Origin of the sequence: Undibacterium sp. KW1 (genome assembly GCF_009937955.1) — a bacterium.
GTDB lineage: Bacteria > Pseudomonadota > Gammaproteobacteria > Burkholderiales > Burkholderiaceae_D > Undibacterium.
In genome coordinates, this window is sequence record NZ_AP018439.1 from 1,319,463 (window position 1) to 1,344,601 (window position 25,139).

Consider the following 25,139-nt stretch of genomic DNA (forward strand, 5'->3'; position numbering starts at 1 on the left):
GATGGATGAGGAAGAGCATGAGAAAAGAAATTGATATGTTCGCTCAATCTGTATCAGTATTGCGATCGGACTTGAAGCAGGTCTCGTTACCGAGATTGCTCCCCCGGCTTATGCCGGTTTTGCTGGCAGCATGTTTTGGTACGGGTTTCATTACCAGCCTGGCTCATGCAAATCCCGTAGGGCCGCAGATCATCAACGGCAAGGTCATCTTCAATCAGGATGGCAAGGTCTATACCATCACCAATACGCCAGGTGCAATCATCAACTGGCAGGATTTTTTCATCAATGCCGGTGAGACTACCCGCTTCATACAAGAGAGTGCCAACAGCACGGTCTTGAACCGCATCATAGGCCAGAATCCCACCCAAATACTGGGTACTTTGCAGTCAAATGGGCGGGTGTTTTTGATTAACCCGAATGGCATCCTGTTTGGTAAGGGGGCGCAGGTTGATGTCAATGGCCTGACAGTTTCCAGTCTGGGCATGAGTGATGCCGATTTCAAGGCTGGCAAACTGAATTTCAACGCCGGTACCGTAGCAGGTAAGGTCAGTAACCAGGGCGCGATCACAACACCGTCTGGTGGTCAGGTTTACCTGATCGCACCGGATGTAGAAAACAGCGGCATCATCACCTCACCCAAGGGTGAGGTCTTGCTGGCAGCAGGGCGTTCGGTGAAACTGGTCGATTCAGCCAACCCGGACGTACACGTGGTAGTCAGCGCCAATGCTGATCAGGCAGTCAACCTGGGGCAAGTCATTGCCCAGGGTGGCAAGGTCGGGATTTATGGCGGCCTGATCAGCCAGCGTGGCCTGGTCAGTGCCAACAGTGCCGTTGTAGGTGAAAACGGCAGGATTTATTTCAAGGCCAGTGGAGATACCATACTTGATGCTGGCAGCACAACCACGTCAACCGGCAAAGGCAAGGGCGGTGATATACAGGTGCTCGGCCAACGCGTGGCGCTGGCCGGCAATGCCCAGGTTGATGCCAGCGGCGACACAGGTGGTGGCCAGGTTTTGGTTGGTGGTGATTACCATGGCGATAATCCCTCTGTCACGAATGCCAAACGTGCCTTTGTCTCCAGCGATGCCAAAATCAGTGCAGATGCGGTCAAGAATGGTGACGGTGGTAAAGTCATTGTCTGGTCAGATGAAGTCACCAGGGTCAATGGCAGTATCTCTGCCCAGGGCGGGGCTTTGGGTGGGAATGGCGGTTTTGTAGAAACCTCGGGCAAGCAAAACCTGGACTTTCATGCCAAGGTCAATGTAGGTGCGGCACGCGGCAAGGCGGGTACCCTGTTGCTGGACCCGTCTTCGATTACGATAGCCGGTGGCACTGGCGACGGTGCAACTGACGGTAGCAGCACTTTCCAGGGCTCGGCGATAGGCACAATCAATTTTGCAGATGGTAGTCCGACTACTGTCTATCAATCAGAATTGCAGGGCTTGACACCAGGCACCAATATCGTGCTTGAGGCGACAAATTTTATTAATACCAGTGGTACTTTTTTCGGTGGTTTGATATCCTTGCCCACTAATTCCAATATTACGCTCAGAACCCGCAATGCATCTACCGATGTCAGCGCTACCCGCGGCATTAACCTGACGGGTGCAGACCCCAATCTGGAAATCAAGACCAATGGTACAGGCACCATTACCTTGCAAACAGGTACTGGCGCTTCACCGCAAACTGCCGATATCGTGGTCGCCAGGCTGACCAGCAACAGCAGCCAGATCAGTGCCAGTGCCAGTGGTAACACCATATTCAAAACAATGCGAACAACTCCGGGTACAGTTGGCGTTGGTGGCGATATCCTGATCAACAGTACGGGCTATGTGAATGTTGGTACAGGCGGGATTGATGCCCGCGGCAATTCTTCAACCAATGGCAATGTCACGGTGACTACCGGTGCCGATATCACGCAGCAAAACGGCAGCATCATCTATGCCAAAGATTTGAAGCTGAGCGCGGTGACTGGCTTGCACGGTAATACCTCGACTGACAACATGGGCGTGCAGGCTGCCAAACTGAATGCGCTTAATACTGGCAGTGGTGACATCCGCATCGCCAGCAATGGCGCCAACCTGGTCATCAATGATGTTGGTGGAACTGGTTATGGCGTTAAACAGCAAACTTCAGGTGGCGCAATTTACCTGAGTTCTCCTACCGGCTTTACTACGCAAATCAACGCACCTGTACTGACCAATAATGGCTTGCTTAATGTGAGCGGCCAGGGCGGTATCAATCTGAATGCTGGAGGCACTATTAATAGCGGTGGCGGCGCCATCACTTTGCAGGCAACTGACGCTGATGCCATGACCAGTACTGCGTCTGGCACACAGATCAATAGCTCTGGCGCTGCTGTCTCTGTCAAATCCGATAAGATGGATTTGCTGGGCACAGTCAACGCTGGTAGCGGTAGTGTAGCGCTCGATATGAATGGCGGCGGCACTATTCATCTTGCAACTGTTGCTACCAATCTGAATTCGGGTACGCTGGAACTATCCGCTGCTGAGTTGAATAATATTACCGCGGCTCGCCTTAAAGTCGGCAACATGTCTGGTGCCAGTATTGATATCAAAGGTGCCATGGGCTCAGGCGCTGGTGGTGCTTTGCAGAACGTCAGCACCTCGCTGACTTTGAATTCTGGCAATACCATTTCGCAGCAACCTGGCGCTACTATCAATGGTGCCAGTTCGGTGCAGGCGCGTGGTTATAGCGTCAGCCTGACCGAGGCCAATACGATAGGTGTTATTTCAGGTTCTTCCAGTACCGGCAGTTTCTTGTATCGCTCGGTCAATCCCATCAATGTGACTACGGTAGATACCTATAATGGTATCAATGCGCCATCCAGTGTTGTTCTGACTTCTGATGCCGGTATCACACAGGCAGCAGGCAGCGCGATCACAACTTCTGGTCTGGCGGTACAAGCTAAAGGCTCGGTTAATCTGAGTAATGCAAGTAACAGCTTCAGCTCGATTGCAGCTGACCTCAATCAGAGCGGCCTCGGTAGCGGTAGTTTAACAGCTGTTACTTCCGGTAATTTGACTGTGAGCACGGTTTCTTCCACCGTCGGTATTACGACCAATAACCAGGCGGTCACCTTGAATACTGGTGCAGGTTTATTGTCGCTGTCGAATAATGTCAGTGCAGGTACCGGCAAAGTCGGTTTCATCGCCGATCAACTTTCCCTCTCCGGCCCTGGCGGCGTCACTGCCGGTGATTTTGGTGTACGTCCATTTACTACCGGGCGTGCCATTACCATTGGCTCTGGTACATGTGCCGTAGCTCCTTGTCTGAGCGTGACCAATTTGTATAAAGTCACTGCCCCCACTATTTCGATTGGCAGTGCTGATGCTGGCAATGCATCAGGTTCTATTGCTGTTGTTGGCATCACCGATACCAACACCAGTGCTGCTACCGATATCAAGCATCTGACAACAACGCGCATAGGCTTGCTGACCGGTAGCGATATTACACAGTCTAATTCGATTACGGTACAAGACCTTGGCCTGGTCGCTGGTAACAGCATCACCCTGAACGTTCCGAATGTCATTAGCAATCTGGCGGCCAAGAGCAATACCAGCATGAGCTTTGTGAATACCCAGGGTATTAATGTCAGCTCATTAAGCGGCGCCAATGGCTCAGGCTCATATAGTCTGGATGGTATCGCTACAACCGGTAACTTGTATTTGACTGCCAATGCTGGCAACATCGCGCTCGGTGCCAACGTGAACAGTGGTAGCGGCACTGCCACTCTGGCCGCTCCTACAGGGGCAATTACTCAGGTGGCTGGCAATACCATCACTGGTGGTGCGCTGGACGCCACTGCCAATGGGGGGATAGGAAATAGCACCGGCTTGAAAACCAGTGTGCCTGTTCTGCTGGCGAATAATACGGGTGCCAACACTGATATCAACATCAAAAATACCGGTGCCCTGAATCTCCGCAATGTGCAGCAAAGTGGCACTGGCAGTACTGGCAATATCCTCATCGACAATATCGGGGCGATCACGCTGGACAGCACGGATGCGGTACGCAGCAAGGCGGGCAATATCAGCCTGGTGGCACATAGTCCATTAACAGTCAATGGCACTGTTGCCAGTTCAAATGGCGGTAACATTACCCTTGAAGCGGGTGCCAGCGGCAGCACTACCGATAAACTCACGGTAGGCAGCACTGGTTCAGTTACAACCAGCGGTAGTATTTTGCTCAAGGCAGGCGACGCGATCCTGATTTCAGGCAATGTCAGTGGTGGTAGCGTGACGCAGCAAGCTTTCCTGAACGGGGGCTCGCTGCCTGCATTGTCCCAGTGTATTGCCAACCCTTCTACGCCAGGGTGCAGCTCTGTGCTGCCTAGCTTGGCCGCCTGTGTCAGCAATCCATCTTTGCCGGGTTGCAGCGTGGTCTTGCCCAGTGTGGCAGCCTGCCAGGCCAACCCTACGCTGGCAGGTTGCAGTGTAGTCTTGCCCAGCCTGAGTTCATGCATTGCCAATCCTTCTCTGTTTGGTTGCTCGAATGTACTGCCCAGCCTCAGTAGCTGCCTGGCCAACCCGAATATCGCTGGCTGTAGTGCTGTATTGCCCAGCTTGTCTTCATGTCTGGCAAACCCATCCATCTCTGGCTGCAGCTCTATTTTGCCTAGTCTGAGTTCATGCATCAGCAATTCCAGCCAGCCGGGTTGCAGTGCAGTCTTGCCCAGCCTGACACAATGTACTGCCAACCCTAGTATCCAGGGTTGCAGCGTGGTCTTGCCTGCACTGGCAGCCTGCCTGGTATCGCCTAACATCGCTGGCTGCTCGGCTGTCTTGCCATCGGTTGCGGCATGTACTGCCAGCCCGACTTTGCCTGGCTGTTCTGCGGTCCTGCCCAGCTTGTCCGCCTGCATCGCCAACAGCAGTCTGGTTGGTTGCAGTGCTGTATTGCCGACGCTGGCTTCCTGTATCGCCACACCGACGCTGGCAGGTTGCAGCACTGTCTTGCCAACCTTGACAGCATGTGTGGCCAACCCGTCTCTGGCTGGTTGTGCTGCTGTTTTGCCTACGCTGGCAGCATGTGCCGCCAGCCCCAGCCTGCCAGGGTGCAGCGCTGTCTTGCCCAGCCTTAGTGCCTGTATTGCCACACCAACGCTGGCAGGTTGCAGCAATGTGTTGCCGACGCTGACAGCATGCCTTGCTAACCCATCGCTGTCAGGTTGTAGCGTAGTCTTGCCTACGCTGGCAGCTTGTACAGCCAACCCGGCTCTGGCTGGTTGCTCGTCTATCTTGCCTAGCTTGACAGCTTGTATCGCCAACCCTGGTTTGGCAGGCTGTTCATCTGTGCTGCCATCGGTTGCGGCATGTGCTGCTACTCCAAGTCTGCCTGGCTGCAGTGTAGTCTTGCCTAGCCTGAGCGCCTGCATTGCCACACCGGCGTTGGCTGGTTGCAGCAATGTCTTGCCTACACTGGCATCCTGTACAGCAACACCTACGCTGCCAGGATGTAGCGTGGTCTTGCCCAGCCTGAGCGCATGTACTACCAATCCGGCTACGCCAGGTTGTTCAGCGGTCTTGCCCAGCTTCGCAAGTTGCACTGCCAATCCAGCGCAGGCAGGTTGCAGCGCGGTATTGCCGACGCTGGCAATATGTACCGCCAATCCATCCACGGCGGGTTGTTCTGCCGTCTTGCCTGGCCTGGCAGCCTGTACCGCCAACCCTGGTCTGCCCGGTTGTAGTGCGGTGTTGCCTGGCCTTGCCATTTGCGTAGGCTCGCCATCGACGCCAGGTTGCAGCGCGGTCTTACCTGGTCTGGCTGCATGTACTGCTAATCCAGCGACACCAGGTTGCTCTGCTGTCTTGCCTTCGATGGCCAGTTGCGCCGCCAATCCGGGTTTGCCAGGTTGCGCTGCGGTGTTGCCAACCCAGGCACAGTGCGCCATCAATCCAGTCTTGCTGGGTTGCTCACTGGTCTTGCCCATCGGTGATCTCAGGACTGGCAATATCCTGAACAACACGATTAATTTTGCGCTCAATAACTTTGTCAGTTCTACCTTGTTCATCACTAACGCTATCAGCAATCCTGGCAGTTTCTTCGATAGTGGCAGTGATTCCGGCAGAGAGACCAGGTTTGAGCAAAGAAGCAGTTTCAGCGGTATCAGGGATAACGGAGTATTAAAAAATGCTACAGATAAAAAACTCTACTGCAATTAAGTTTTTCTTTATTGCAGCACTGTGCCTGAGCTGCGCGCTGAGTTTTGCTGCGCAGGTCGCGGGCACGGTGACCCATCTCAGCGGGCCATTGATCACCAAGAAGGCAGATGGCACGGTCAAGGTATTGTCCCTGCAGTCTGGCATAGAGCAGGGCGACACCCTGATTGCCGAGAAAGATACTTATGCCCGCATCAAGTTTGCTGATAATAGTGAAATCGTCTTGCGCCCAAGTACCCAGATCAAGATAGACCAGTTTTCTTTTGAAGAAGACAAGCCCAATAATGATGGCTTTACCATGACCCTGATCAAGGGCGGCTTGCGCGCTGTTACCGGCTTACTCGGCAAGCGCAATAAAGAAAGATTTGGCCTGAATACGCCAACGGCATCGATAGGCATACGCGGCACTATCTTCATCGCAGAGTTCGTGCCTCAGGATGCGAGCCAGCCTGGCTCAGGTGCTGCAGACGCCCAAGGGAATGGGCCACGCGCGCCTGGTTTGTATGTGCAAGTCCTGGATGGCACAGTCTTCCTGAAAAATGATGCGGGCAACCTCGATGTCACCGCTGGTCAATTTGGTTTTGCGATCAGCTTCACCAGACCGCCAATTCTTTTGCCTAACAACCCAGGCATGCAGTTTTCACTACCTGGTAATTTCCCTGTGAGCCTGAATCAGGATAATGCCAATAATGAAAGCAAGTCAGGCAGTTTGATTTGTGAAGTAAGGTAATGATGCATTGAGATAAAGACAGGATTTGGCTTGGCGGCAAATCCTGTTTCGCATTTAAGTTCCGTAGCTAAATTTAGAAAACCGGCAAATCAGCACTGGCATGCTGGCGCAAGGTATTACGCGCGACTTCAAAATCAGGAAATACCGACTGCACAGTTGCCCAGAAACGTGGGCTATGGTTCATCTCACGCAAGTGCGCAAGCTCGTGCGCAATCACATAATCAATAATCATTGGTGAGAAATGGATCAGACGCCAGTTCAGTCGTATCTTGCCTTGTGACGTGCAAGAGCCCCAACGCGTCGCTGCTGCCGACAAGGCCATGCTTTGATAGCGGACGTTGAGCTTTTCAGCAAATACCGGCAGACGCTCATTGAAAACCCGCTTGGCTTCTTGCTGTAACCAGGCTTGTACCCGGTCTTTCAATTGCTGCTCACCAGCGTCCGCTGGCAGGTTGATACTCAACTCAGCCTGCTCGCTCTGGAAATGCGTACCGCTGACCGAGGCAGGGGCAATCCGCAAGGTAATCTCACCGCCCAGATAAGACAGCTTCGCCCCATCCTGCCAATGCATGGTAGGTTCCAGCTGGCGCTGCGTGCGCTCACGCCTCTCAGTCAGTTTGCGCAAGATCCAGGCTTGTTTTTCCTGTATCGCTGTTTCTATATCTGCAATCGTTACCCAGCGCGGTGCCGTGATACGCAGGCCATCTTCATTGATCAAAAAACCTATGCTGCGGCGCTTTGAGCGCTGCAAATCATATTCCAGCAAATAATCCTGTATCAGGATGCGACGCTTGTTGCTGGTATTGACGAAGGTAGAAGGTGGTGGTGCAGACGATGGTGGTATGGGAGCGGGTGGTGCGGCGGGCCGCTGTTCATCACGCAGAACGATATCTTTGAGCGGGCTTGCTGCTGGCACCGGCGTCTTGGCAGGCACAGGACGCAATTTGTCCGGCACCAAAAAATCACTGAATAAATCCAGTTGCAAAGCCATTTGTATGGCCTTGCCTATCGAGGGAATACGGGGCTTCATTTATGCTTGGGGAATCCTGATTCAATAGCAAGTGAATATCTGCTCAGCTTCATTTTTAAGCTGGCATGACACTAGTTTGACCTATTTTCAGGCGTTCGTGTTTTTACGGCTGAAAATGGAGATTTGCAGCGGGCGAGGGGGAAGGAGCTGACACAGCAAGCATCAGCCCCGATAGCTTATTTGGATTGTTCAGACTGATAAACCTGCGGTGAAATCACGCGCATCTCTGCCTCTATCCACTTCTCCACTTCCTGCATCAGCTCCACAGCATTCATGCCGTTCGGTGGGATAGGTTTGCCGACAGAGACAGTGACTGTGCCTGGCAACTTGGTGAAAGAATTTTTTGGCCAGCATTCACCCGAGTTCAGCGCGATAGGCACGACTGGCGTATTGGTTTCTACCGCCAAACGGGCGCCGCCGCCTTTGTACTGGCCTTTTTTGCCAACAGCGATACGCGTACCTTCAGGGAACATGATGATCCATTGCCCATCAGCCAGGCGTTTGCGGCCTTGCGTGACAACGTGAGCAAACGCATCCTTGCCCTTGCTGCGGTCGATCGGGATCATGCGCAGCATGGAAATGGCCCAGCCAAAGAAGGGGATATAGGTAATTTCTTTTTTGAACACGAAGACCAGTGGGCGTGGTGTTGCCATCAACAGGAAAATGGTTTCCCAGGCAGACTGATGTTTGGACAACAGGATGGCCGGGCCATCCGGGAAGTTTTCAAAGCCCTTGGTCTGGTAACGTATGCCGCAGATTACTTTTGCTGCCCAGATGATGGTGACATTCCAGCGGGCGGTAATGTAATAGCGCTGGTTATAGGGCAAGAAAGCAAACAGCATGCTGATGGGAGCCCATACAACGGTGACTACCGCCATCACCAGCAAGAAAATCAGTGAACGTATAAAACGGGTGAAGCTAAGCATGTAGTCTCCATTGTAGCGATGCTGGTTTGAGTAATGACTCAGATCGCGATATTAAATTCAGACGGCGAGTTTTCCACCAGTTTGTCGACCATAGCGGCCAGATCGTCATAAACTTGTGTGCCAGGTGGCAGGCCACCTTTTTCCTGGGTTTTAGTGCCTTTACCGGTCAATACCAAATGGGGTTTGCAACCCAGTACGAAGCCCGACTGCAAGTCACGCAAAGAATCCCCGACACAATGCACACCTTTGAGATTTACTTCATAGCGACGGGCAATTTCTTGCAGCATGCCAGGCTTGGGTTTGCGGCAGTCACAATTATCATCTGCCATGTGTGGGCAAAAGAAAATCGCATCGATGGTCGCCCCGACTTGTTGAGCACTGGTATGCATCTTTTGATGGATGGCATTTAACGTCGCCATATCAAACAGCTTGCGGCCTATACCAGACTGGTTGGTTGCCACCACTACCCTATAGCCCGCCTGGTTAAGCCGGGCGATGGCTTGCAGTGAACCTGGTATTGACTTCCATTCTTCGGGCGACTTGATAAAGTCGTCCGAATCCTGGTTGATCACGCCATCGCGGTCAAGGATGATGAGTTTCATCTGCAATCCTGGTTAGTGGTGCACTCTTGTTTAACTTGCCTCAAGCTGCCAGCTTGGAAATGTCGGCAACCTGGTTCATCATGCCATGCAGGCTGGCCAGCAAGGCCAGGCGGTTATTCCGCAAGGCCAGGTCTTCTGCATTTACCATGACGTCATTGAAGAAGCTGTCGACCGCTGCACGCAGGGCTGCCAGGGTTTTCAATGCGCTGGCGAAATCACCTTTGGCAAATGCGGCATCCACTTCAGGTTTGACATCGGCCATGGCCTTGGCCAGTGCCTGCTCGGCAGCTTCCTGCAACAATGCTGGCTGGACTGCGCCTGGCGTACCCTCGGTTTTTTTGAGGATATTGGTAATGCGCTTGTTGGCAGCAGCCAGTGCTTCTGATTCTGGCAGGGCAGCAAAGGCTTGTACAGCCTGCAGGCGTTCAACGATGTTATCGAGCGTGTCTGGTTGCTGGGCAACCACAGCTTCAACTTCATTTTGAGAAAAGCCCTTGTCGCGCAACTGGCCGCGCAGACGGTCAAACAGGAAGTTCAGCACATCGGCAGTCGGGTCTGTGAAATTGGCATTACCAGCGAACAGTGCTACCGCTTGTGCCAGCAAGGTGTTCAGCGATAGCGGCAAGCGTTTTTCCACCAGCATACGCAAGATGCCCAGGGCATGGCGGCGCAGCGCAAACGGGTCACGGTCGCCGGTAGGTTGCAAGCCTATGCCCCAGATACCAACCAGGGTTTCCAGCTTGTCAGCCAGTGCTACGGCCGTACCTGTCAGTGTCGCAGGCAGTGCATCACCAGCGAAACGGGGCTGGTAATGTTCAGACGCGGCAGCGGCCACATCAGCGTGTTCACCATCATGCTGGGCATAATAAGTACCCATGATGCCTTGCAGCTCAGGAAATTCACCTACCATGTCAGTCAGCAAGTCTGTTTTGGCCAGCAGGGCGGCGCGTTCGGTCAGCGCGACATCACCATTCAGGCTGGCAGCAATCTGGCCAGCCAAAGTTTTAACGCGTTGCGTACGTTCTGCCTGGCTACCCAGTTTATTGTGATAAACCACATTCGCGAGCATTGGCAGGCGGGACTCCAGGGTCTTTTTCTTGTCTTGCTCAAAGAAGAACTTGGCATCTGACAGGCGCGGGCGTACTACGCGCTCATTGCCCTGGATAATGTATTGCGGGTCGCTGGTTTCGAGGTTGGAGACGATCAAAAAGCGTGAACGCAATTTGCCAGATGCATCGGTCAGGGCAAAGTATTTCTGATTCGTTTGCATGGTCAAAATCAGGCATTCTTGCGGTACAGCCAAAAACTCTTGTTCGAAATTGCATTCATACACCACTGGCCACTCAACCAGGGCGGTGACTTCATCGAGCAGAGAATCAGGCATCAACACCTGGTCTGCACCTGCTTTGCCCAACAGGGCGGCACGTATCTGTTCTTTACGCTCATTGAAGCTGGCGATGACCTTGCCTTCGGTTTTCAGGCTGGCGGCATAGTCTTCAGCCTTGGCAATGCTGACTTCACCAGCGGAGAGGAAACGATGACCCTTGGTGATGCGGTCGCTATTCAAGCCCAGCAAAGACAGCGGCACGATGTCAGCGCCGTGCAAGGCGATGATCTTGTGCACAGGGCGTACAAAATGCACGGTCTCGCCATCAGGACGCTGGTAGCTCATGACTTTAGGAATAGGCAGCTTGCCTATGGTTTCTTCCAGCGCAGTTTGCACTGCTGGTGCCAGGGCAGTGCCTGCGGCTGTATAGCTGTAAAAGAAGCTCTCGGCCTTGCCATCGACAGCACGTTCGAGGTCACTGACCTGTAAATTGGGGAAGCCCAGTGCTGCCAGTTTCTTGCCCAATGGTGCTGTCGCATTGCCAGCAGCATCCAGTGCTACTGATACCGGCAAGACTTTTTCACGCATCAGCTTGTCCGGGGAAGTGGCTCGCACGCCAGTGATGCTGACGGCCAGGCGGCGTGGTGATGCATAGCTGGTCGCGACAGACTCAGCTTCCAGGAAATCGCGTGACTTCAGACCAGCGACGATACCGGCGCTAAATGCTTCACCCAGTTTGGCCAGTGCCTTGGGTGGCAGCTCTTCGGTAAATAATTCTACTAACAGTGTTTGGCTCATGTTTCTTATCCTACGTTCCGGCGCAGTGCCAGAATCTGTTTAATGATGTTCTTGTTGGCTATGCGTGCAGCTTATGCAGAAGCTGTAACCGTAGCGGGAGCAGCGGTAGCAGGCTTGTGCTTGTCATCCGCAGCGCACATGGGGAAGCCCAGTGCTTCACGCGATGCATAGTAAGCCGCAGCCACGGAACGCGACAGATTGCGTATACGGCCTATGTAGGCAGCACGCTCGGTCACAGAGATGGCACCACGTGCATCCAGCAAGTTGAAAGTATGCGCAGCCTTCAAAATCATTTCATAAGCAGGCAGGGCCAGGGATTTTTCTGTCACTTCCAGCAGGCGCTTGGCTTCTGCTTCGTAATTGGTGAACAATGAGAACAGGAAATCGGTGTTTGAATATTCAAAGCTGAAAGTCGATTGTTCAACTTCATTTTGATGGAATACATCGCCATAAGACAGGCGCAGGGTCTTGCCGTTTTCTTCACGCTCAGTCCAGACCAGGTCATAGATATTGTCTACACCTTGCAGATACATGGCCAGACGTTCCAGACCATAGGTGATTTCACCGAGGATAGGTTTGCAATCCAGGCCACCGACTTGCTGGAAGTAAGTGAATTGTGTGACTTCCATACCATTCAGCCAGACTTCCCAGCCCAGGCCCCAGGCGCCCAGAGTAGGGTTTTCCCAGTCATCTTCAACAAAACGTATGTCGTTTTGCTGCAAATCCAGGCCCAGGGCTTTCAACGAACCCAGGTAGAGGTCAAGGATATTTTCCGGTGCAGGCTTCAACACCACCTGATATTGGTAATAGTGTTGCAGGCGGTTAGGGTTTTCACCATAACGGCCATCTTTAGGGCGGCGTGATGGTTGTACATAAGCTGCACGCCAAGGTTCCGGCCCGATGGCGCGCAAGAAAGTGCCGGTATGCGAAGTACCCGCGCCCACTTCCATATCGTAAGGTTGCAACAGGGCGCAGCCTTGCTTGTCCCAGTAATCTTGTAATGTCAGGATAATTTGTTGAAATGTGAGCATCGTGCTATCTGCCTTTGTCACTTCATTAAGAAGCGATGAATAAAGTTTGCCAAACCTTAGATTTTAACGGCTTTTGCGCTGGATAGGCGAATTTGCTTGATGTTGTTTTATTAATTTTTGCGGCTTAAATGGGGAAAATCTTAAGACCATTAACCACATTACAGAGGAAGGAATGATTTTTTGCAAAAAATCATCGTTTCGTAAGTGAACAGCATGCTGTTCGAATTCCTTACTGCACCACAGAGAAATTCAGGAGAAAACCTAAGGGAATGAAAAGCTTACGCTAGCTTTTCAATTCATGAAAATTAATAAAAATACTATAAATTTTAAGTTTGTTTGAACGCAATTGCAGCATAAATAGGCAGCTTGCCTCTGGCGGTTTTTGTTGCAATTCGCTTGGCTACGCGGTATAAAAATCCACCTGCCAATAAAAACAGTGTGCTGAATGGGAGACCGCAATCACATGGCTATAGTTGACCAGACCCTTACTTTGGATGCCGAGTCACAACGGCTGGAAGAGTGGTATCTCTTGTTGGGGGAGCTTTCGCATTGTTTGTGGTATACACCAGAACTGCCTGAGATGTTGCGTGGCTTCTGTCGTATCCTGGTGCAGCGCGCTGGCTATCTGTGCGCCGAGGTGGAACTGGACCTGGGTGACAAGTCAGAAATTTACCGCTTTCGCGCCGACAGACAGGCAGGAAAAGAGACAAAATACCTGGTTCTGCCCTTGCAGCGTTATGGCTATGCGCTGGCACAATTGCGTGTTGGTGCTGACTTTGATCTCAGCGAAAGTGGTGATGCATACAACATACTGAGTCGCTTCGCCAATGAGCTGGCGCAAGCCATTCATACCCTCAGCAGCACCCATGAGCATCATGATCTGCAAGACAATATGGAAATGCTGGCACTGTCTGTGCAGCAAAGCCCGTTTGCGGTAATCATCACCAATGCCGATGGTGAGCTCGAATATGGCAATGACAGCTTTTGTCATATTTCTGGTTATGCATTGAACGAAGTGCTGGGTAAGCATGTGTTCTGGAATTCTGGTGATCCCGCTGATGAAAAAGTCATGCGCATCATCAAGGCACTCAAGGTTGGTGAGCATTGGCAGGGTGATGTACTCAGTCATCGCAAGGACGGTACTGCCTACTGGGAAAGGCAGATGGTCAGTCCGCTATGCAATGCAGATGGCCAAATCACACATCTGATCGCTGTCAAACAAGACATTACCGACAGCAAATTCCAGTTGAAAGAAGTCGAACAAGCATTGCTCTTGCGTGAGCAGGCTCTGGTATCGAGCAGCAACGGCATCATGATTACCCGTAGTGATGACAGCGATCATTCCATCGTCTATGTGAATCCTGCATTTGAGCGTATCACTGGTTATACAGCACAGGAAGTCATAGGCAGGGAAGGGCGTTTCCTGGTCAGGGAAGACCTGGCGCAACCAGATCTGGAAGAAATCCGCAGTGCCTTGCGTGAAAAAAGATCAGGCTGCGCGTTGTTGCGCAATTACCGTAAGGACGGCACGCAATTCTGGAATGAATTGCATATCTCGCCCGTCAAGGATGCGACGGGTGCTGCCACCACACATTTTGTCAGCGTTATCAATGACGTCAGTGAGCGTGTCAATTATCAGAAAGAGCTGGAATACCAGGCCACCCATGACAGTCTGACCGGACTGGCGAACCGCAATTTACTGAATGACCGCATCACCCAGGCCATCGCCTGGGCAAAGCGCCAGGATTTGTCGGTGGGTTTGATGTTGCTTGATCTTGATCATTTCAAGCTCATCAATGATGCCTCTGGTCATGGCGCCGGAGATGAAATGTTGAAGCAGGTAGCCAACCGACTCAGTCATTGTGTGCGTGAAACCGATACGGTAGCGCGCCTGGGCGGCGATGAATTCGTCATCATCCTGACTGATTTACCTGAGACTGGCGATGTCGATATCGTCGCTGAAAAAATCCTGGCGGCGTTGGCCCGCCCGTTTGAAATTAATGGCCATGATGTGTTTGTCACGGCCAGCATAGGTATTTCGCTATACCCGCGTGATGGCGACCATGGCGAAATATTATTGCGTTATGCCGACATTGCCATGTACCGCGTCAAGGAACATGGGCGCAATAGCGTGCGCCAGTTCATTCCCGAGATGGGTGTTACTGCCATCAGCCGCCTGAATATGGAAGGCGCATTGCGCCGTGCGCTGGAAAGGCACGAGTTGACCTTGCATTATCAGCCCAAGATAGAACTCGCTACGGGGCATATAGTCGGTGCAGAAGCACTTGTGCGCTGGCATCACCCACAGATAGGCTTGATACACCCCATAGAGTTTATCCCGCTGGCAGAGGAAACCGGGCTGATATTGCCGTTAGGTGAATGGGTGCTGGCAGAGGCCTGTCGCCAGCAGGTCGCCTGGAAAAAATCAGGCATGGCTGATCTGAAAATCGCCGTCAACATGTCGCCACGTCAGTTCAGGCAAGAGGATTTATCCGAGCGTGTTGCGGCTATTTTTGCCGAGACAGGTGCCGATCCGTCGAATGTCACACTGGAGCTGACCGAGAGTATGGTTATGCAGGATGTCAACAGTACACTGGTCGCATTGCGCGCTTTGAAAAACCTGGGTTTGTCGATATCGCTCGATGATTTTGGCACTGGTTATTCCAGTCTTTCCTACTTGCGGCGCTTCCCCATTGATGAACTCAAGATAGATAAATCTTTCATCAATGATATCCATGAAAATCCTGACGATGCAGCAATTGCCAGCGCCATCATTGCCATGGCATTGAGCCTGAGTCTGAGTGTGGTTGCAGAGGGAGTGGAAAAGAAAGAGCAGGCCGAGCTTTTACGCAAAATGGGATGCAGCCAGGTACAGGGTTATTATTTTGGCCGCCCCATGGATGCCGTCGGTTTTGTTACCCGCTATCGCGAGCACATCAATGAATAAGGCGATGAGTAAAACCATGAACAAGCTGCTCTGGCGCACCGGCAAGGTAAGCGAAATCCCGGAATTGCTGATGGCCGCAACCCTGGAAAAATCAGCCGCCATCGGCGCGGCGACCGTTTATCATTTCAAGCATGATGGGGAAGAAAAACTGGCGATTTCCCTGCCCGATGGTCAGGCCCTGATCATCGAACCGCTACCCAGTGGCAGGCCACGCCGCCGCCGGGTTGATCCACTGAAAGCTGAGTCGCCAGGTCAGCTTGCAGATGTCATCGATAAGAGCTAAATAGTTTAGTGGCCTGACGTATGTTCACTATCGAGCAAAGCCATGGCATGATCATTATAGCGATTACCCGCTACTGCATCGCTGGGCACCGCAGCTGCTATTGCCTGTAAATCTGCCGCATCCAGTTTTACGTCGAGTGCACCCAGGGCTTCTGTCAAACGGTCACGACGGCGCGCACCTACCAGAGGAATAATTTCTTCGCCTTGCGCCACTACCCAGGCAATTGCCGCCTGCGCCAAATTTGACGCTGATCTTGACCTTTTCGCGTGGCAGGTTTTGCAGTGCTTCCTGTTTCAGTAATTCATTGTGGCCCATGCCATAAAAATCACCTGTGTCGAGCAAGTCTATGCCTGCATCCAGCGCCGCATGGATAGTGGCGATGCTTTCGCCGCGATCAACAGGGGCATATAAATCAGACATACCCATGCAACCCAAACCCAGTGCTGAAACGCCTTTGTCATTGTTGCCTCAGCGGGTCTGCTGAAGATGTAGCCATTGTAGTTAGTCAGTATTTATAGATAAATACGTTAAAATTGACATTACTGTGCAAAAAATCTAAACAATGAGGATAGGGACGCTGATGGACAAATTCCAGGCTATGCAAGTCTTTATCGCCGTGGTGGAGCAAAGCAGCTTCACCCGCGCTGCCGAGCAATTGCAAATGCCCAGGGCCAGCGTGACCCTGAGTATCAAGCAACTGGAAACCCATCTTGGCACACGTCTCTTGCAAAGAACCACGCGCCAGGTCAATACCACGGCGGACGGCGATGCCTATTACCAGCGTTGCGTGCGCCTCCTGGCTGACCTGGAAGAAACTGAATCTGCATTCAGCCACAGCCTGCTCAATCCGCGTGGCAAGCTCAGGATTAATTTGCAAGGATCGCTGGGCAAATCGTTTGTGGTCCCGGCCCTGCCAGGCTTCAGTGCCAGATACCCTTTGATAGAGCTGGAAGTCGGCATGAGCGACCGTCTGGTTGATCTGGTACGGGAAGGCGTCGATTGCGTCTTGCGTGGTGGCGAGTTGCGCGATTCCAGCATGATCGCCAAACGGGTAGCGCTGATGACGCAAATTACCTGTGCCAGCAGCGCTTACCTGCAAAAACATGGCGTGCCCAAGGCGCTGGATGATCTGCCTGCCCATCTGGCAGTGAATTATTTCTCATCACAGACGGGCCGGAATATGGACTTTGAATTTGTCGTCGACGGTAAAACACAGACATTGCCATTAAAGGGGCAACTGGCGGTCAATGACGTCGATGCCTATGTAGCTGGCGCAGAAGCGGGTTATGGCCTGATACAACTGCCACGCTTCCACGTTGCTGCCCAACTCGCTGCTGGCAGCATGCAGGAAGTTTTATCGGAGATGCGGCCACCGCCTATACCGGTATCCATACTCTACCCTCACCACCGGCAATTATCGCCCAGGGTCAGGGTATTCGTAGAGTGGCTGACTGAGCTGATGGAAACGCATGCCGACAAATTCAAGGCCTAAATAATATTAAAAATATATCGTTTATCAGACTGGCTTGCAGTTTGTGGCTTATTTTCACGGTTTTGACCTCACACGAGCTAAGCTGGCAAGTCAACACCTGACATATTCACCCTGTTTCCCTTATCATGCTGTCATGACAGAAGATCAGGAAGTTCTCCTCCCCCCTTATCCTGGTATCCAGGAAAAAGACATACTGCTGGTGCAGACGCCAGCAGACGCAGAGCAAGCCTATGCAGAGATGCTGACAGCCGATATTTTGGGTTTTGATACCGAATCCAAGCCAGTATTCTTCAAGGGCCAGCAATCTGATGGCCCGCATCTGATACAACTGGCTACCGACAACAAGGCTTATCTCTTCCCCACGATCAAGGCACAAAATACCGATGCCGTGAAAGCCTTGCTGGAATCGAAAGACATACTCAAGGTTGGCTTTGGACTCAGCGATGACATGAAACGCCTGAAGATCAAACTTGGCATTGTGCCGCAGCATGTGCTTGATCTCGCACGCGCCATGCGTGAGAGCAAGCAACGCGACATGGGCGCAAAAGCGGCGGTCGCCAAATATTTTGGCATGCAACTGCAAAAATCCAAGAAAACCTCGACCTCCAACTGGGCTGCCCCAGCCTTGAATGACAGGCAAATCATGTATGCCGCCAATGATGCGCAAGTGGCATTGCTGGTGTATAGAAAGTGGCTGGCACTAAAGCAAGGATAAGCAAGGCTGAACTTTAAGACGTCCCGACGGTCAGATGGCTCACGATAGCTATAATGACAGGGGATGTATGCTGGCCAAAAAGAAAACTCTTTTACTGCTTGCGGGCATGTGTTTCAGTTTGCTTAGTTTGTTTACTCGGGCGGCACAGGCAGATGGTCTGGCAGATTTAAAAGCCTCCCTGGCACGCTTGCCAGGGCAAACACCAGTAAAAGCTGTCGTTGAAGCCAAAACCTGGAGTCGCCAGGGCGAAGGTAAAGACGCTGATGAACAAAATGGCCAGGCTAGCATCAGCCTTGATGACAGCCCGCGTGGCTTGCAAATTTTGTACAGCAAGGATTTATTGACGCGCCTCGAAACCGAAGAGCGCGCCAAGGAAAAAGACTCCAAAGCCAAAACCCCCACTATTGCTGCCATCAAGGAAGTCAATTCATCCGAATTGCGCCCCATGGTTTCTGCCGTGGGTAATCTTTCGCGGGTTCTTGAGAAAGCCATATTCAAAAGTGAAAAAGCCGACGCTAGCTACAATGGCAAGCCCGCGCGCTTGCTGAGTTTCGAGATACCTGTTGAAAAGCTCAGCGAAAAAGACCGCAAGTACGTTAAGAAATTCGAAGGCAGCCTGGAGGTCTGGATAGGCCAGGATGGTATCCCGCTTGCCAGCCGCATGCATCAGGCTATCTCAGGGCGTGCTTTCGTCGTGATCAGCTTTGAAACAAAAAATGAAGAAGAGCTGGTGTATGGCGTCAGCGGTGACCGGCTGGTTGTCACAAAAAAAGAAAGCAAGAACAGCGGTTCAGGTGCCGGTGAAAAAGGTGAGATGCGCGTGGTCAAAACCTTGCAGGTGCAATCTTGATATCTTTGGACTTGCTGCAACGCAACACCGATAATTCATAATTGTTTTGTCGATTTAATTTGGTTTGACATTACAATGTAGTGATGTAAAGTTCGTCTCTCAGAAAGGTAATTCCAGTGTTTAGCACGCCTTATTCCTCTTCTTCTTCTGTGTCTTCCGTTTCTTCTGTTTCTTCCTTCGGCCACTACAAACAGCGTCATCTGCGTAAGCTGGCTGCTACTGCCTTACTGGTATGTCTGGCCTATGGTGCCTATGTTCCTGCGGTCCATGCTGCCCCGGTATTGGCAGATGGCGCAGCAGCCGCAGTCATTCCGGTGAGTGGAAAAAAAGTCATCAGCCATGATGTCTATGCAAACTGGCGCAGCATACAGGGCAGTGTCCTGAGCCGCGACGGCAACTGGGCAGCTTATGCCTTGGTAGGGCAAGAGTCAGATGGCGAGGTCGTTGTCAGGAATCTGAAAGATGGCCGCGAGTGGCGTGCACCACGCGGCACGACACCAGCCTTCAGTGCGGATGGCCGCTACCTGGCTTTTGCGATTGCGCCAACCAGGGTAGAGCTGGACAAGGCCAAGAAAGAAAAGAAGAAGGGTGATGACTTGCCCAAGTCTGGCCTGGGCATCATGAATCTGGCGACGGGTAAAGTTGAAAACCTGGACAGGGTAAAGCGTTTTGCCTGGCCAGAAGAAGGCGGCAATTTCCTGGCAGTCTTGTTCGATGCACCCAAGGAAGCAAAGAAAGAGGCGAAGAAAGACGCCGAGCCTGCTGCCAAGGACGATGAAGATCAGCAAGCCGCTGCTGCCTCAGCCGCAGCAAAGAAAAAAGATACAGGCACAGAATTCTTATTGATCGATGTGGCAAATGCCAAGCGCACCAGCTTCAAGGACGTTGCTGATTTTACCTGGGCAAAAAATGGGGAATTGCTGGCTTTCAATATCATCACCAAAGATGCACAGAAAGACGCTCAAAAAGACGCGCAAAAAGATACAAATAAAGACGCTGCGCGCGAAGGCGTTTACCTGATCAGCCCGCAAGACCTGACACCACGCACCGTCATGGCAGGTGCAGGCAGTTACAAGCACATGAATTTTGATGAGGCAGGCCGTCAACTGGCTTTCGTCAGCAATCGCGATGATCTCGCAAAGAAAAATGCGGAAGCCGAAAAGTCTGGCAAGAAAAATGCCGACACCGAGAAGGCTGACAAGGGCGATAAGTCTGATAAGGCCGACAAAGCTGATAAGGCAGAAAAAGAAATTACTGCTTTCAACCTGTATTACTGGCGCGCAGGTGATAGCGAAGCCAAAGCGGTCGTGACGGCAAGCACCGCTGGCATGCCAGCAGGCTGGTTGCCCAGCGAGCATGGTAGCCTGAGCTTTAGCAAGGATGGCCAGCGCCTGTTCTTTGGCACTGCAGAATTGGCCAAGGCTGATCCCAAGGATGCACCGGAGCCTTTCAAGGTTGATCTCTGGCACTGGAAAGACCCTGAACTGCAATCCATGCAAAAGGTCAAGGCAGAGAAAGAAAAACAACGCAGCTATAAAGCAGTTTTCCACATTGCTGAGCAACGCTTTGTCCAGCTTGCCAACAAGAATATTCCAAATGTGCTGATCAATGATAACCCGCGTTTTGCCATGGGTGCCAGCGATGTGCCATACAAAATGCAGCAGTCTTGGGATGCACTGTATCACGATGCCTACGCAGTAGATTTACAAACTGGCCAGCCCCGTTTGCTGGCGCAAAAACTGCGCTATGTGCCCAGCCTGTCGCCAGGTGGCAAATACGTCATGGCCTTTGATGCCAATAGCAGTATCTGGTATTGCTGGTCAACCGCTGACGGTAGCAAGATCAACCTGACAGGCAAAATCAAGGCACGCTTTGAAGATACCAAACGCGATACGCCAGAAGTCAAGGACGCCTATGGTTTTGCGGGCTGGACAGAAGATGATGCCAGTGTCGTTTTGTATGATCAGTTCGATCTCTGGGAAGTCAATCCACAGACACAAGCGAGCCGCAATGTGACTGCCGGCTATGGCCGCAAGTATAATCTGGAATTGCGTTATGTTCCCGTCGATACCGAGAAAAAGCCGCCTGCAGATGAACCATCACCTGTCGCTGAATCCAAGGCTTTGCCAGCAGATTCATGGATGCTGGCAGCCACCAATGAAGGCAATCGCTCCACTGGTTATTACCAGCAGAACCCAAAATCTGGCGAGCCGGTAAAACTCATACATGGCGATAAAATGTTTGCCGGCCTGATCAAGGCCAAGAAGGCCGATACGGTTTTGTTCACGCAGCAAAGCTTTACAGAATTCCCGGACTTGTGGAGCAGTAACCTGGCTTTGCAAAATCCGCAAAAAATCAGTAATGCCAATCCCCAGCAAGCCCAATTCAACTGGGGCAAGCAAGAGATGATTGAATACACCAGCCTCGACGGCAAGAAGCTCAAAGCCTTGCTGGCCAAGCCTGAGAATTTTGATCCGGCCAAAAAATATCCGATGATGGTCTACATCTATGAAAACATGTCAGACAATCTGCATCGCTATGTTGCACCTGCCCCTGCCCAGAACATCAATGTCACCCGCTACCTGAGTAATGGCTACATCGTGCTGCGCCCGGACATCGTCTATAAAACCGGACACCCAGGCAAGAGCGCCTATAACGCTGTGGTACCGGCAGTGCAAAAAGTGCTGGCGCAAGGCTATGTCGATCCCAAACGCGTAGGTATACAAGGTCATAGCTGGGGTGCATATCAGGTCAATTACCTGATCACGCAAACCAATATGTTCCGTGCTGTCGAAGCTGGCGCATCCATGGCAAACATGATCAGCGGTTACGGCGGTATACGCTGGGGCACAGGCATGAGTCGCGCCTTCCAGTATGAAAAACAGCAAAGCCGTATTGGTGGTGCACCCTGGAACAAGACCGCAGAGTACATAGAAAATTCACCGATATTCTATGTCGATAAAGTGCAGACGCCTTACCTGACCATCCACAACGATGATGATGATGCAGTTCCGTGGTATCAGGCCATAGAATTCTTCACTGCATTGCGCCAGTTGGGTAAAGAGGCTTACTGGTTCAATTTCAATGGTGAAAAACACGGCCTCAAAGAACGTGACAACATAAAGTATTTCACGGTGCACATGGCTGAGTTCTTTGATCATTACCTGCTGGGCAGCCCGCGCCCTGAATGGATGGACAAGCCTGTGCCTTATCTGGAACGGGGCAAGCGGGATGTGATGGGGCAGTTCAAGCCTGTGGGGGGCGAAGGCTGATTAAGGCAGCAGAGTCCATTCGTGGCTCTTTGCTGGTTGACAGATTGGCCCGTGCTGGAATGTTTTAGCTTCATCTCCAAGCCATTTGCAAGCACCGCAGCGGGAGAGGTAAGGGTGAGGATGGTGTCCATTCGATAAACCGTATTCAAATTATCGTCGCTCCAGCGAAGGCTGGAGGCTACCGGGCTGGCGCTCCAGTGGCGTTCGTCGTGCACTTGAGTCGTTATTAAAGCGATTGCCCTTCGTGGATACAAGCCGGGTCTCGGCCCGGCAGCCGAAATTCTTTCTTTGCGTCGCCAAAGAAAGAATTCAAAGAAAGGCGACCCAGGCGTCGCCGCCCCCTGAAGGGGTTCCCGTTTGTGCAGTACAAAAAATGGGAAGGCCCGAAACTCGCCTTCGGCCTTGCCCTTAGGAACATGCGCTTGCAAGCGCATGCCGTTACGCAGGCGGACAGCATGCTGTCCGAAACCCCTGCTACACCTCAAACAGCGGTCCTTCTTAATCCACTTTCTGTAATGCACAAACGGCGTCGACACATGGGAACTGCGGAAAGTCAAAAGCAACGGCAACAGCAACAGCAACGGCAACGGCAACAGCAACAGCAACGGCAACAGCAACAGCAACAGCAACAGCAACAGCAACAGCAACAGCAACAGCAACAGCAACAGCAACAGCAACAGCAACAGTACCCCTTCGGCAGTAATCCAGATGATCTGAGCAAATTGCCAACAATGGCCAAACAAATCAAACACTGGCCCTCATAAAACTTCAAAAATGTCGTAAACGTCCAATACATACACCATGTAAGCAGGTAGCATCCACTACATGCACAGGACTGACATTACCCCCAAAGCGCAAACGCAAATCTGGCCAGCTAGTGGCCAGGCGGCTGAGCATGTGTTGATGTATCTCGTGCGCGATACCCGTGGCTGTCATCTGGATGGGCCGGATCAACTGAATCGTTACCCTGCTACGCCATTCTGTTGCATCAGCTGGATGCTGGAAGGTGAGGTGAGTCTGCTGCAACAGGGAAAAACCAAACGTGAGCAGCGCTTGCCGCAGATATTTGTGGCTGGTTGCCAGAGCCAGTATGGGGTGTCCATGAACCTCGGTGACCGACATAGTTTCATGGCGGTGTTTTACTCGGATGCCTTTCATGTCTTGTTTGAGCCGGACCTGACGACAGTACAGGTCAGATTTGTCGATGCGATGGAGGTATTGAATCCGTCAGGGCTGGCATTGCTGCAGGCCGTTGCCCTGGCTGATACACATGCTGAGCGGCGCTCGCTGATTGAAAGCCATGTTACACAAAACAGCAGCTCCCTGCTTTTCAGCCCCTGGTCACGTTTGCGTAAGATGGGGCAGAACCTGAGTCTGCGCCTGAGTTGCAGCCTGCTTGGCGTAGGCGCGCGCCAGTTGCAAAGACGGGGCAGGAAGGAAGCTGGCCTGCCTTTGCTGGGTTTGTCGCGTTTATGGCGCGCCAAGCGCAGTCACACCCAGGTCTTGAGCGACCTGGCGCAGGGGTAGACTCCAAACTGGGCGGAACATGCAGATGCCCTGGGTTATGCCGACCAATCCCACCTTATTCGCGACTGCAAGGAAGTATCAGGGCGCAGCCCACAGCAATTGCTCAACGATGCCAGAAAAAATGAAAGCGACTGGATTTACCGTATATAAGCAATACGCCAGCCAGACCTGCTTCACGTTAACCTTGAACATGTATCTATGACTACTGCTAATACTGATCAGCGCTTGCACTCCCTTGATAATCTCAGGGCCATTATGATGTGGCTGGGCATCGTCGTGCATGTATCGGTGAACTATATGATCAATCCATCACCTACGCCCTGGCGCGATAGCCAGACCAGTTTGCTGGCGGACTTATTGATCGTCTTCATCCATGCTTTTCGCATGCCTGTGTTTTTCATCCTGGCTGGATTTTTTGTTGCCATGTTGGTGGCAAAGCGTGGCATGGCAGCCATGCTGCGTCAGCGTGTACGCAAGCTGGTTTGGCCTTTCATGGTGTTCTGGCCTTTGCTGTTGATCTGCATGAGTTTGCTGGTGGCAGTGTATGCGCATCTGAATGCTTTTGGGACTATGGGTGTCGATTTTGAGTTGATTCCGAAAGTACCGGGCAGGCCGCGGGTATCACTGCTGCATCTGTGGTTCATCTATTACCTGTTCCTGTATTGTTTGGTGTATGCGCTGCTGCTGCGTTGGTCCGCCTTTGTTCCACTGGGGCTACAAGATGGTTTTGCCAATATATGGAAAATACTATGCAATAACTGGTGGGGTATATTTCTTCTGACATTACCTTTGGCGTTTGCCGGGAGCTTCTACCGCAATGGCATGGTAACGCCGCTGGGTTCTTTCATGCCGCACCCGGCAGAATTTATCCATAGCGGCATGTTTTTTAGCTGCGGGATTTTCCTGTATCGTTTTCAGGCAGATTTGCTGCCCCGTTTTGAGCGCAGGTGCTGGTCATATCTTTGCGCCGGCTTGCCAGTCTTTGTCGTGTTCCTGGCGTTGGTCAAAAGTGGTGGCAATACAGAGTCTGCCAACCCAGGCATGCAGGCCGTCATGGCGTATTTATACAATAGCGTGAGCTGGCTCTGGAGTTTTGCACTGATAGGCTTGTTTCTGCGTTATCTGCCAACTCAGAACCGTTTGCTGTCTTATCTGGCAGACAGTTCTTACTGGGTTTATCTGGTGCACATGCTGGCGACGATGGGCTTTGGCATCTTGCTATATCACAGCCCTTTTGGCGCTATTGGAAGAATGATGTGCAATATCCTGCTGACCAGCCTGTTTTGCCTGCTGAGCTACCATCTGCTGGTGCGCCGCGGCTTGATAGAGCGCTTCCTGAATGGGGGCGCGAGCAAAAAAAACGTTGATGCAGGCTCGGTCAATCCAAGGGTTTCTGGCTAAATTTTGCTAAGTCGTAGGCATATTCG

17 protein-coding genes and 2 pseudogenes are annotated in these 25,139 nt (G+C 52.0%); 11 read left to right on the top strand and 8 right to left on the bottom strand.

Features of this window, described 5'->3' with window-relative positions:
- Positions 1–17: 17 nt before the first annotated feature.
- Positions 18–6,185 (top strand): filamentous hemagglutinin N-terminal domain-containing protein, encoded by a 6,168-nt coding sequence (locus tag UNDKW_RS05910; RefSeq protein WP_232063260.1) that lies wholly within the window; start codon positions 18–20, stop codon positions 6,183–6,185.
- Positions 6,154–6,912, top strand: coding sequence for a FecR domain-containing protein (locus UNDKW_RS05915; RefSeq protein ID WP_162057951.1), 759 nt, complete (start codon positions 6,154–6,156; stop codon positions 6,910–6,912). The genes UNDKW_RS05910 and UNDKW_RS05915 overlap by 32 nt, the downstream gene beginning before the upstream one ends.
- A 73-nt stretch (positions 6,913–6,985) precedes the next feature.
- Here UNDKW_RS05915 and UNDKW_RS05920 read toward each other — a convergent pair whose 3' ends face one another.
- From UNDKW_RS05920 to glyQ, 5 genes are all read right to left on the bottom strand, one after another.
- Complete coding sequence (locus tag UNDKW_RS05920; RefSeq protein ID WP_232063261.1) at positions 6,986–7,942, bottom strand: M48 family metallopeptidase; 957 nt, start codon at positions 7,940–7,942, stop codon at positions 6,986–6,988.
- 176 nt (positions 7,943–8,118) lie between these two features.
- A complete protein-coding gene (locus UNDKW_RS05925; protein ID WP_162057952.1) occupies positions 8,119–8,868 on the bottom strand; it encodes a 1-acyl-sn-glycerol-3-phosphate acyltransferase in 750 nt (249 codons plus the stop codon).
- Positions 8,869–8,906: 38 nt separating this feature from the next.
- Complete coding sequence (gene gmhB / locus UNDKW_RS05930) at positions 8,907–9,470, bottom strand: D-glycero-beta-D-manno-heptose 1,7-bisphosphate 7-phosphatase (protein ID WP_162057953.1); 564 nt, start codon at positions 9,468–9,470, stop codon at positions 8,907–8,909.
- 40 nt (positions 9,471–9,510) lie between these two features.
- The gene (gene glyS / locus UNDKW_RS05935) at positions 9,511–11,595 is read right to left on the bottom strand and encodes a glycine--tRNA ligase subunit beta (protein ID WP_162057954.1); all 2,085 of its coding nucleotides are present in this window, start codon (positions 11,593–11,595) and stop codon (positions 9,511–9,513) included.
- 71 nt (positions 11,596–11,666) lie between these two features.
- Complete coding sequence (gene glyQ, locus UNDKW_RS05940; RefSeq protein WP_232063262.1) at positions 11,667–12,626, bottom strand: glycine--tRNA ligase subunit alpha; 960 nt, start codon at positions 12,624–12,626, stop codon at positions 11,667–11,669.
- A 463-nt stretch (positions 12,627–13,089) separates the two neighbouring features.
- Between glyQ and UNDKW_RS05945 the strand changes: the two genes are divergently transcribed.
- Together UNDKW_RS05945 and UNDKW_RS05950 are read left to right on the top strand one after the other, a co-directional pair.
- Complete coding sequence (locus UNDKW_RS05945; protein ID WP_162057955.1) at positions 13,090–15,573, top strand: GGDEF and EAL domain-containing protein; 2,484 nt, start codon at positions 13,090–13,092, stop codon at positions 15,571–15,573.
- A 16-nt stretch (positions 15,574–15,589) separates the two neighbouring features.
- The gene (locus tag UNDKW_RS05950) at positions 15,590–15,856 is read left to right on the top strand and encodes a hypothetical protein (RefSeq protein ID WP_162057956.1); all 267 of its coding nucleotides are present in this window, start codon (positions 15,590–15,592) and stop codon (positions 15,854–15,856) included.
- 5 nt (positions 15,857–15,861) lie between these two features.
- Here the strand turns inward: UNDKW_RS05950 and UNDKW_RS31065 are convergent, their stop codons facing one another.
- Both UNDKW_RS31065 and UNDKW_RS31070 read right to left on the bottom strand, forming a co-directional pair.
- Positions 15,862–16,068, bottom strand: coding sequence for a hypothetical protein (locus UNDKW_RS31065; RefSeq protein WP_370529092.1), 207 nt, complete (start codon positions 16,066–16,068; stop codon positions 15,862–15,864).
- Positions 16,069–16,087: 19 nt separating this feature from the next.
- Positions 16,088–16,282: pseudogene (locus UNDKW_RS31070) on the bottom strand (aldo/keto reductase); the annotation flags it as partial.
- Between the two features lie 154 nt (positions 16,283–16,436).
- On the opposite strand from UNDKW_RS31070, the gene UNDKW_RS05960 reads away from it, so the two are divergent.
- The 4 genes from UNDKW_RS05960 to UNDKW_RS05975 all read left to right on the top strand — a co-directional run bounded on the left by UNDKW_RS05960 (position 16,437) and on the right by UNDKW_RS05975 (position 22,185).
- Positions 16,437–17,348 (top strand): LysR family transcriptional regulator, encoded by a 912-nt coding sequence (locus tag UNDKW_RS05960; protein WP_162057957.1) that lies wholly within the window; start codon positions 16,437–16,439, stop codon positions 17,346–17,348.
- A gap of 133 nt (positions 17,349–17,481) precedes the next feature.
- A complete protein-coding gene (locus tag UNDKW_RS05965) occupies positions 17,482–18,063 on the top strand; it encodes a 3'-5' exonuclease (RefSeq protein ID WP_162057958.1) in 582 nt (193 codons plus the stop codon).
- Positions 18,064–18,130: 67 nt separating this feature from the next.
- Complete coding sequence (locus tag UNDKW_RS05970; RefSeq protein WP_232063263.1) at positions 18,131–18,913, top strand: hypothetical protein; 783 nt, start codon at positions 18,131–18,133, stop codon at positions 18,911–18,913.
- 116 nt (positions 18,914–19,029) lie between these two features.
- Complete coding sequence (locus tag UNDKW_RS05975; RefSeq protein ID WP_162057959.1) at positions 19,030–22,185, top strand: prolyl oligopeptidase family serine peptidase; 3,156 nt, start codon at positions 19,030–19,032, stop codon at positions 22,183–22,185.
- Here the strand turns inward: UNDKW_RS05975 and UNDKW_RS05980 are convergent.
- Entirely contained in the window at positions 22,122–22,937 is an 816-nt protein-coding gene (locus UNDKW_RS05980) for a hypothetical protein (protein ID WP_162057049.1), read from the bottom strand. The two genes, UNDKW_RS05975 and UNDKW_RS05980, sit on opposite strands and share 64 nt — an antisense overlap.
- Positions 22,938–23,010: 73 nt before the next feature.
- Here UNDKW_RS05980 and UNDKW_RS05985 point away from each other — a divergent pair, with 73 nt between their 5' ends.
- The 3 genes and pseudogenes from UNDKW_RS05985 to UNDKW_RS05995 all read left to right on the top strand — a co-directional run bounded on the left by UNDKW_RS05985 (position 23,011) and on the right by UNDKW_RS05995 (position 25,113).
- On the top strand, positions 23,011–23,712 hold the full coding sequence (locus tag UNDKW_RS05985) for a hypothetical protein (protein ID WP_162057960.1): 702 nt from the start codon (positions 23,011–23,013) through the stop codon (positions 23,710–23,712).
- A gap of 21 nt (positions 23,713–23,733) precedes the next feature.
- A pseudogene (locus UNDKW_RS31075) lies at positions 23,734–23,862 on the top strand (AraC family transcriptional regulator); the annotation flags it as partial.
- Positions 23,863–23,910: 48 nt separating this feature from the next.
- On the top strand, positions 23,911–25,113 hold the full coding sequence (locus tag UNDKW_RS05995; RefSeq protein ID WP_162057961.1) for an acyltransferase family protein: 1,203 nt from the start codon (positions 23,911–23,913) through the stop codon (positions 25,111–25,113).
- The last annotated feature ends 26 nt before the right edge of the window (positions 25,114–25,139 follow it).

What these genes read in the sequence shown, in the direction of transcription:
- UNDKW_RS05910 (WP_232063260.1), top strand. Translation starts at nt 18, where the DNA reads ATGAGAAAAGAAATTGATATGTTCGCTCAATCTGTATCAGTATTGCGA.
- UNDKW_RS05915 (WP_162057951.1), top strand. Translation starts at nt 6,154, where the DNA reads ATGCTACAGATAAAAAACTCTACTGCAATTAAGTTTTTCTTTATTGCA.
- UNDKW_RS05920 (WP_232063261.1), bottom strand. Translation starts at nt 7,942, where the DNA reads ATGAAGCCCCGTATTCCCTCGATAGGCAAGGCCATACAAATGGCTTTG.
- UNDKW_RS05925 (WP_162057952.1), bottom strand. Translation starts at nt 8,868, where the DNA reads ATGCTTAGCTTCACCCGTTTTATACGTTCACTGATTTTCTTGCTGGTG.
- gmhB (WP_162057953.1), bottom strand. Translation starts at nt 9,470, where the DNA reads ATGAAACTCATCATCCTTGACCGCGATGGCGTGATCAACCAGGATTCG.
- glyS (WP_162057954.1), bottom strand. Translation starts at nt 11,595, where the DNA reads ATGAGCCAAACACTGTTAGTAGAATTATTTACCGAAGAGCTGCCACCC.
- glyQ (WP_232063262.1), bottom strand. Translation starts at nt 12,626, where the DNA reads ATGCTCACATTTCAACAAATTATCCTGACATTACAAGATTACTGGGAC.
- UNDKW_RS05945 (WP_162057955.1), top strand. Translation starts at nt 13,090, where the DNA reads ATGGCTATAGTTGACCAGACCCTTACTTTGGATGCCGAGTCACAACGG.
- UNDKW_RS05950 (WP_162057956.1), top strand. Translation starts at nt 15,590, where the DNA reads ATGAACAAGCTGCTCTGGCGCACCGGCAAGGTAAGCGAAATCCCGGAA.
- UNDKW_RS05960 (WP_162057957.1), top strand. Translation starts at nt 16,437, where the DNA reads ATGGACAAATTCCAGGCTATGCAAGTCTTTATCGCCGTGGTGGAGCAA.
- UNDKW_RS05965 (WP_162057958.1), top strand. Translation starts at nt 17,482, where the DNA reads ATGACAGAAGATCAGGAAGTTCTCCTCCCCCCTTATCCTGGTATCCAG.
- UNDKW_RS05970 (WP_232063263.1), top strand. Translation starts at nt 18,131, where the DNA reads ATGCTGGCCAAAAAGAAAACTCTTTTACTGCTTGCGGGCATGTGTTTC.
- UNDKW_RS05985 (WP_162057960.1), top strand. Translation starts at nt 23,011, where the DNA reads ATGCACAGGACTGACATTACCCCCAAAGCGCAAACGCAAATCTGGCCA.
- UNDKW_RS05995 (WP_162057961.1), top strand. Translation starts at nt 23,911, where the DNA reads ATGACTACTGCTAATACTGATCAGCGCTTGCACTCCCTTGATAATCTC.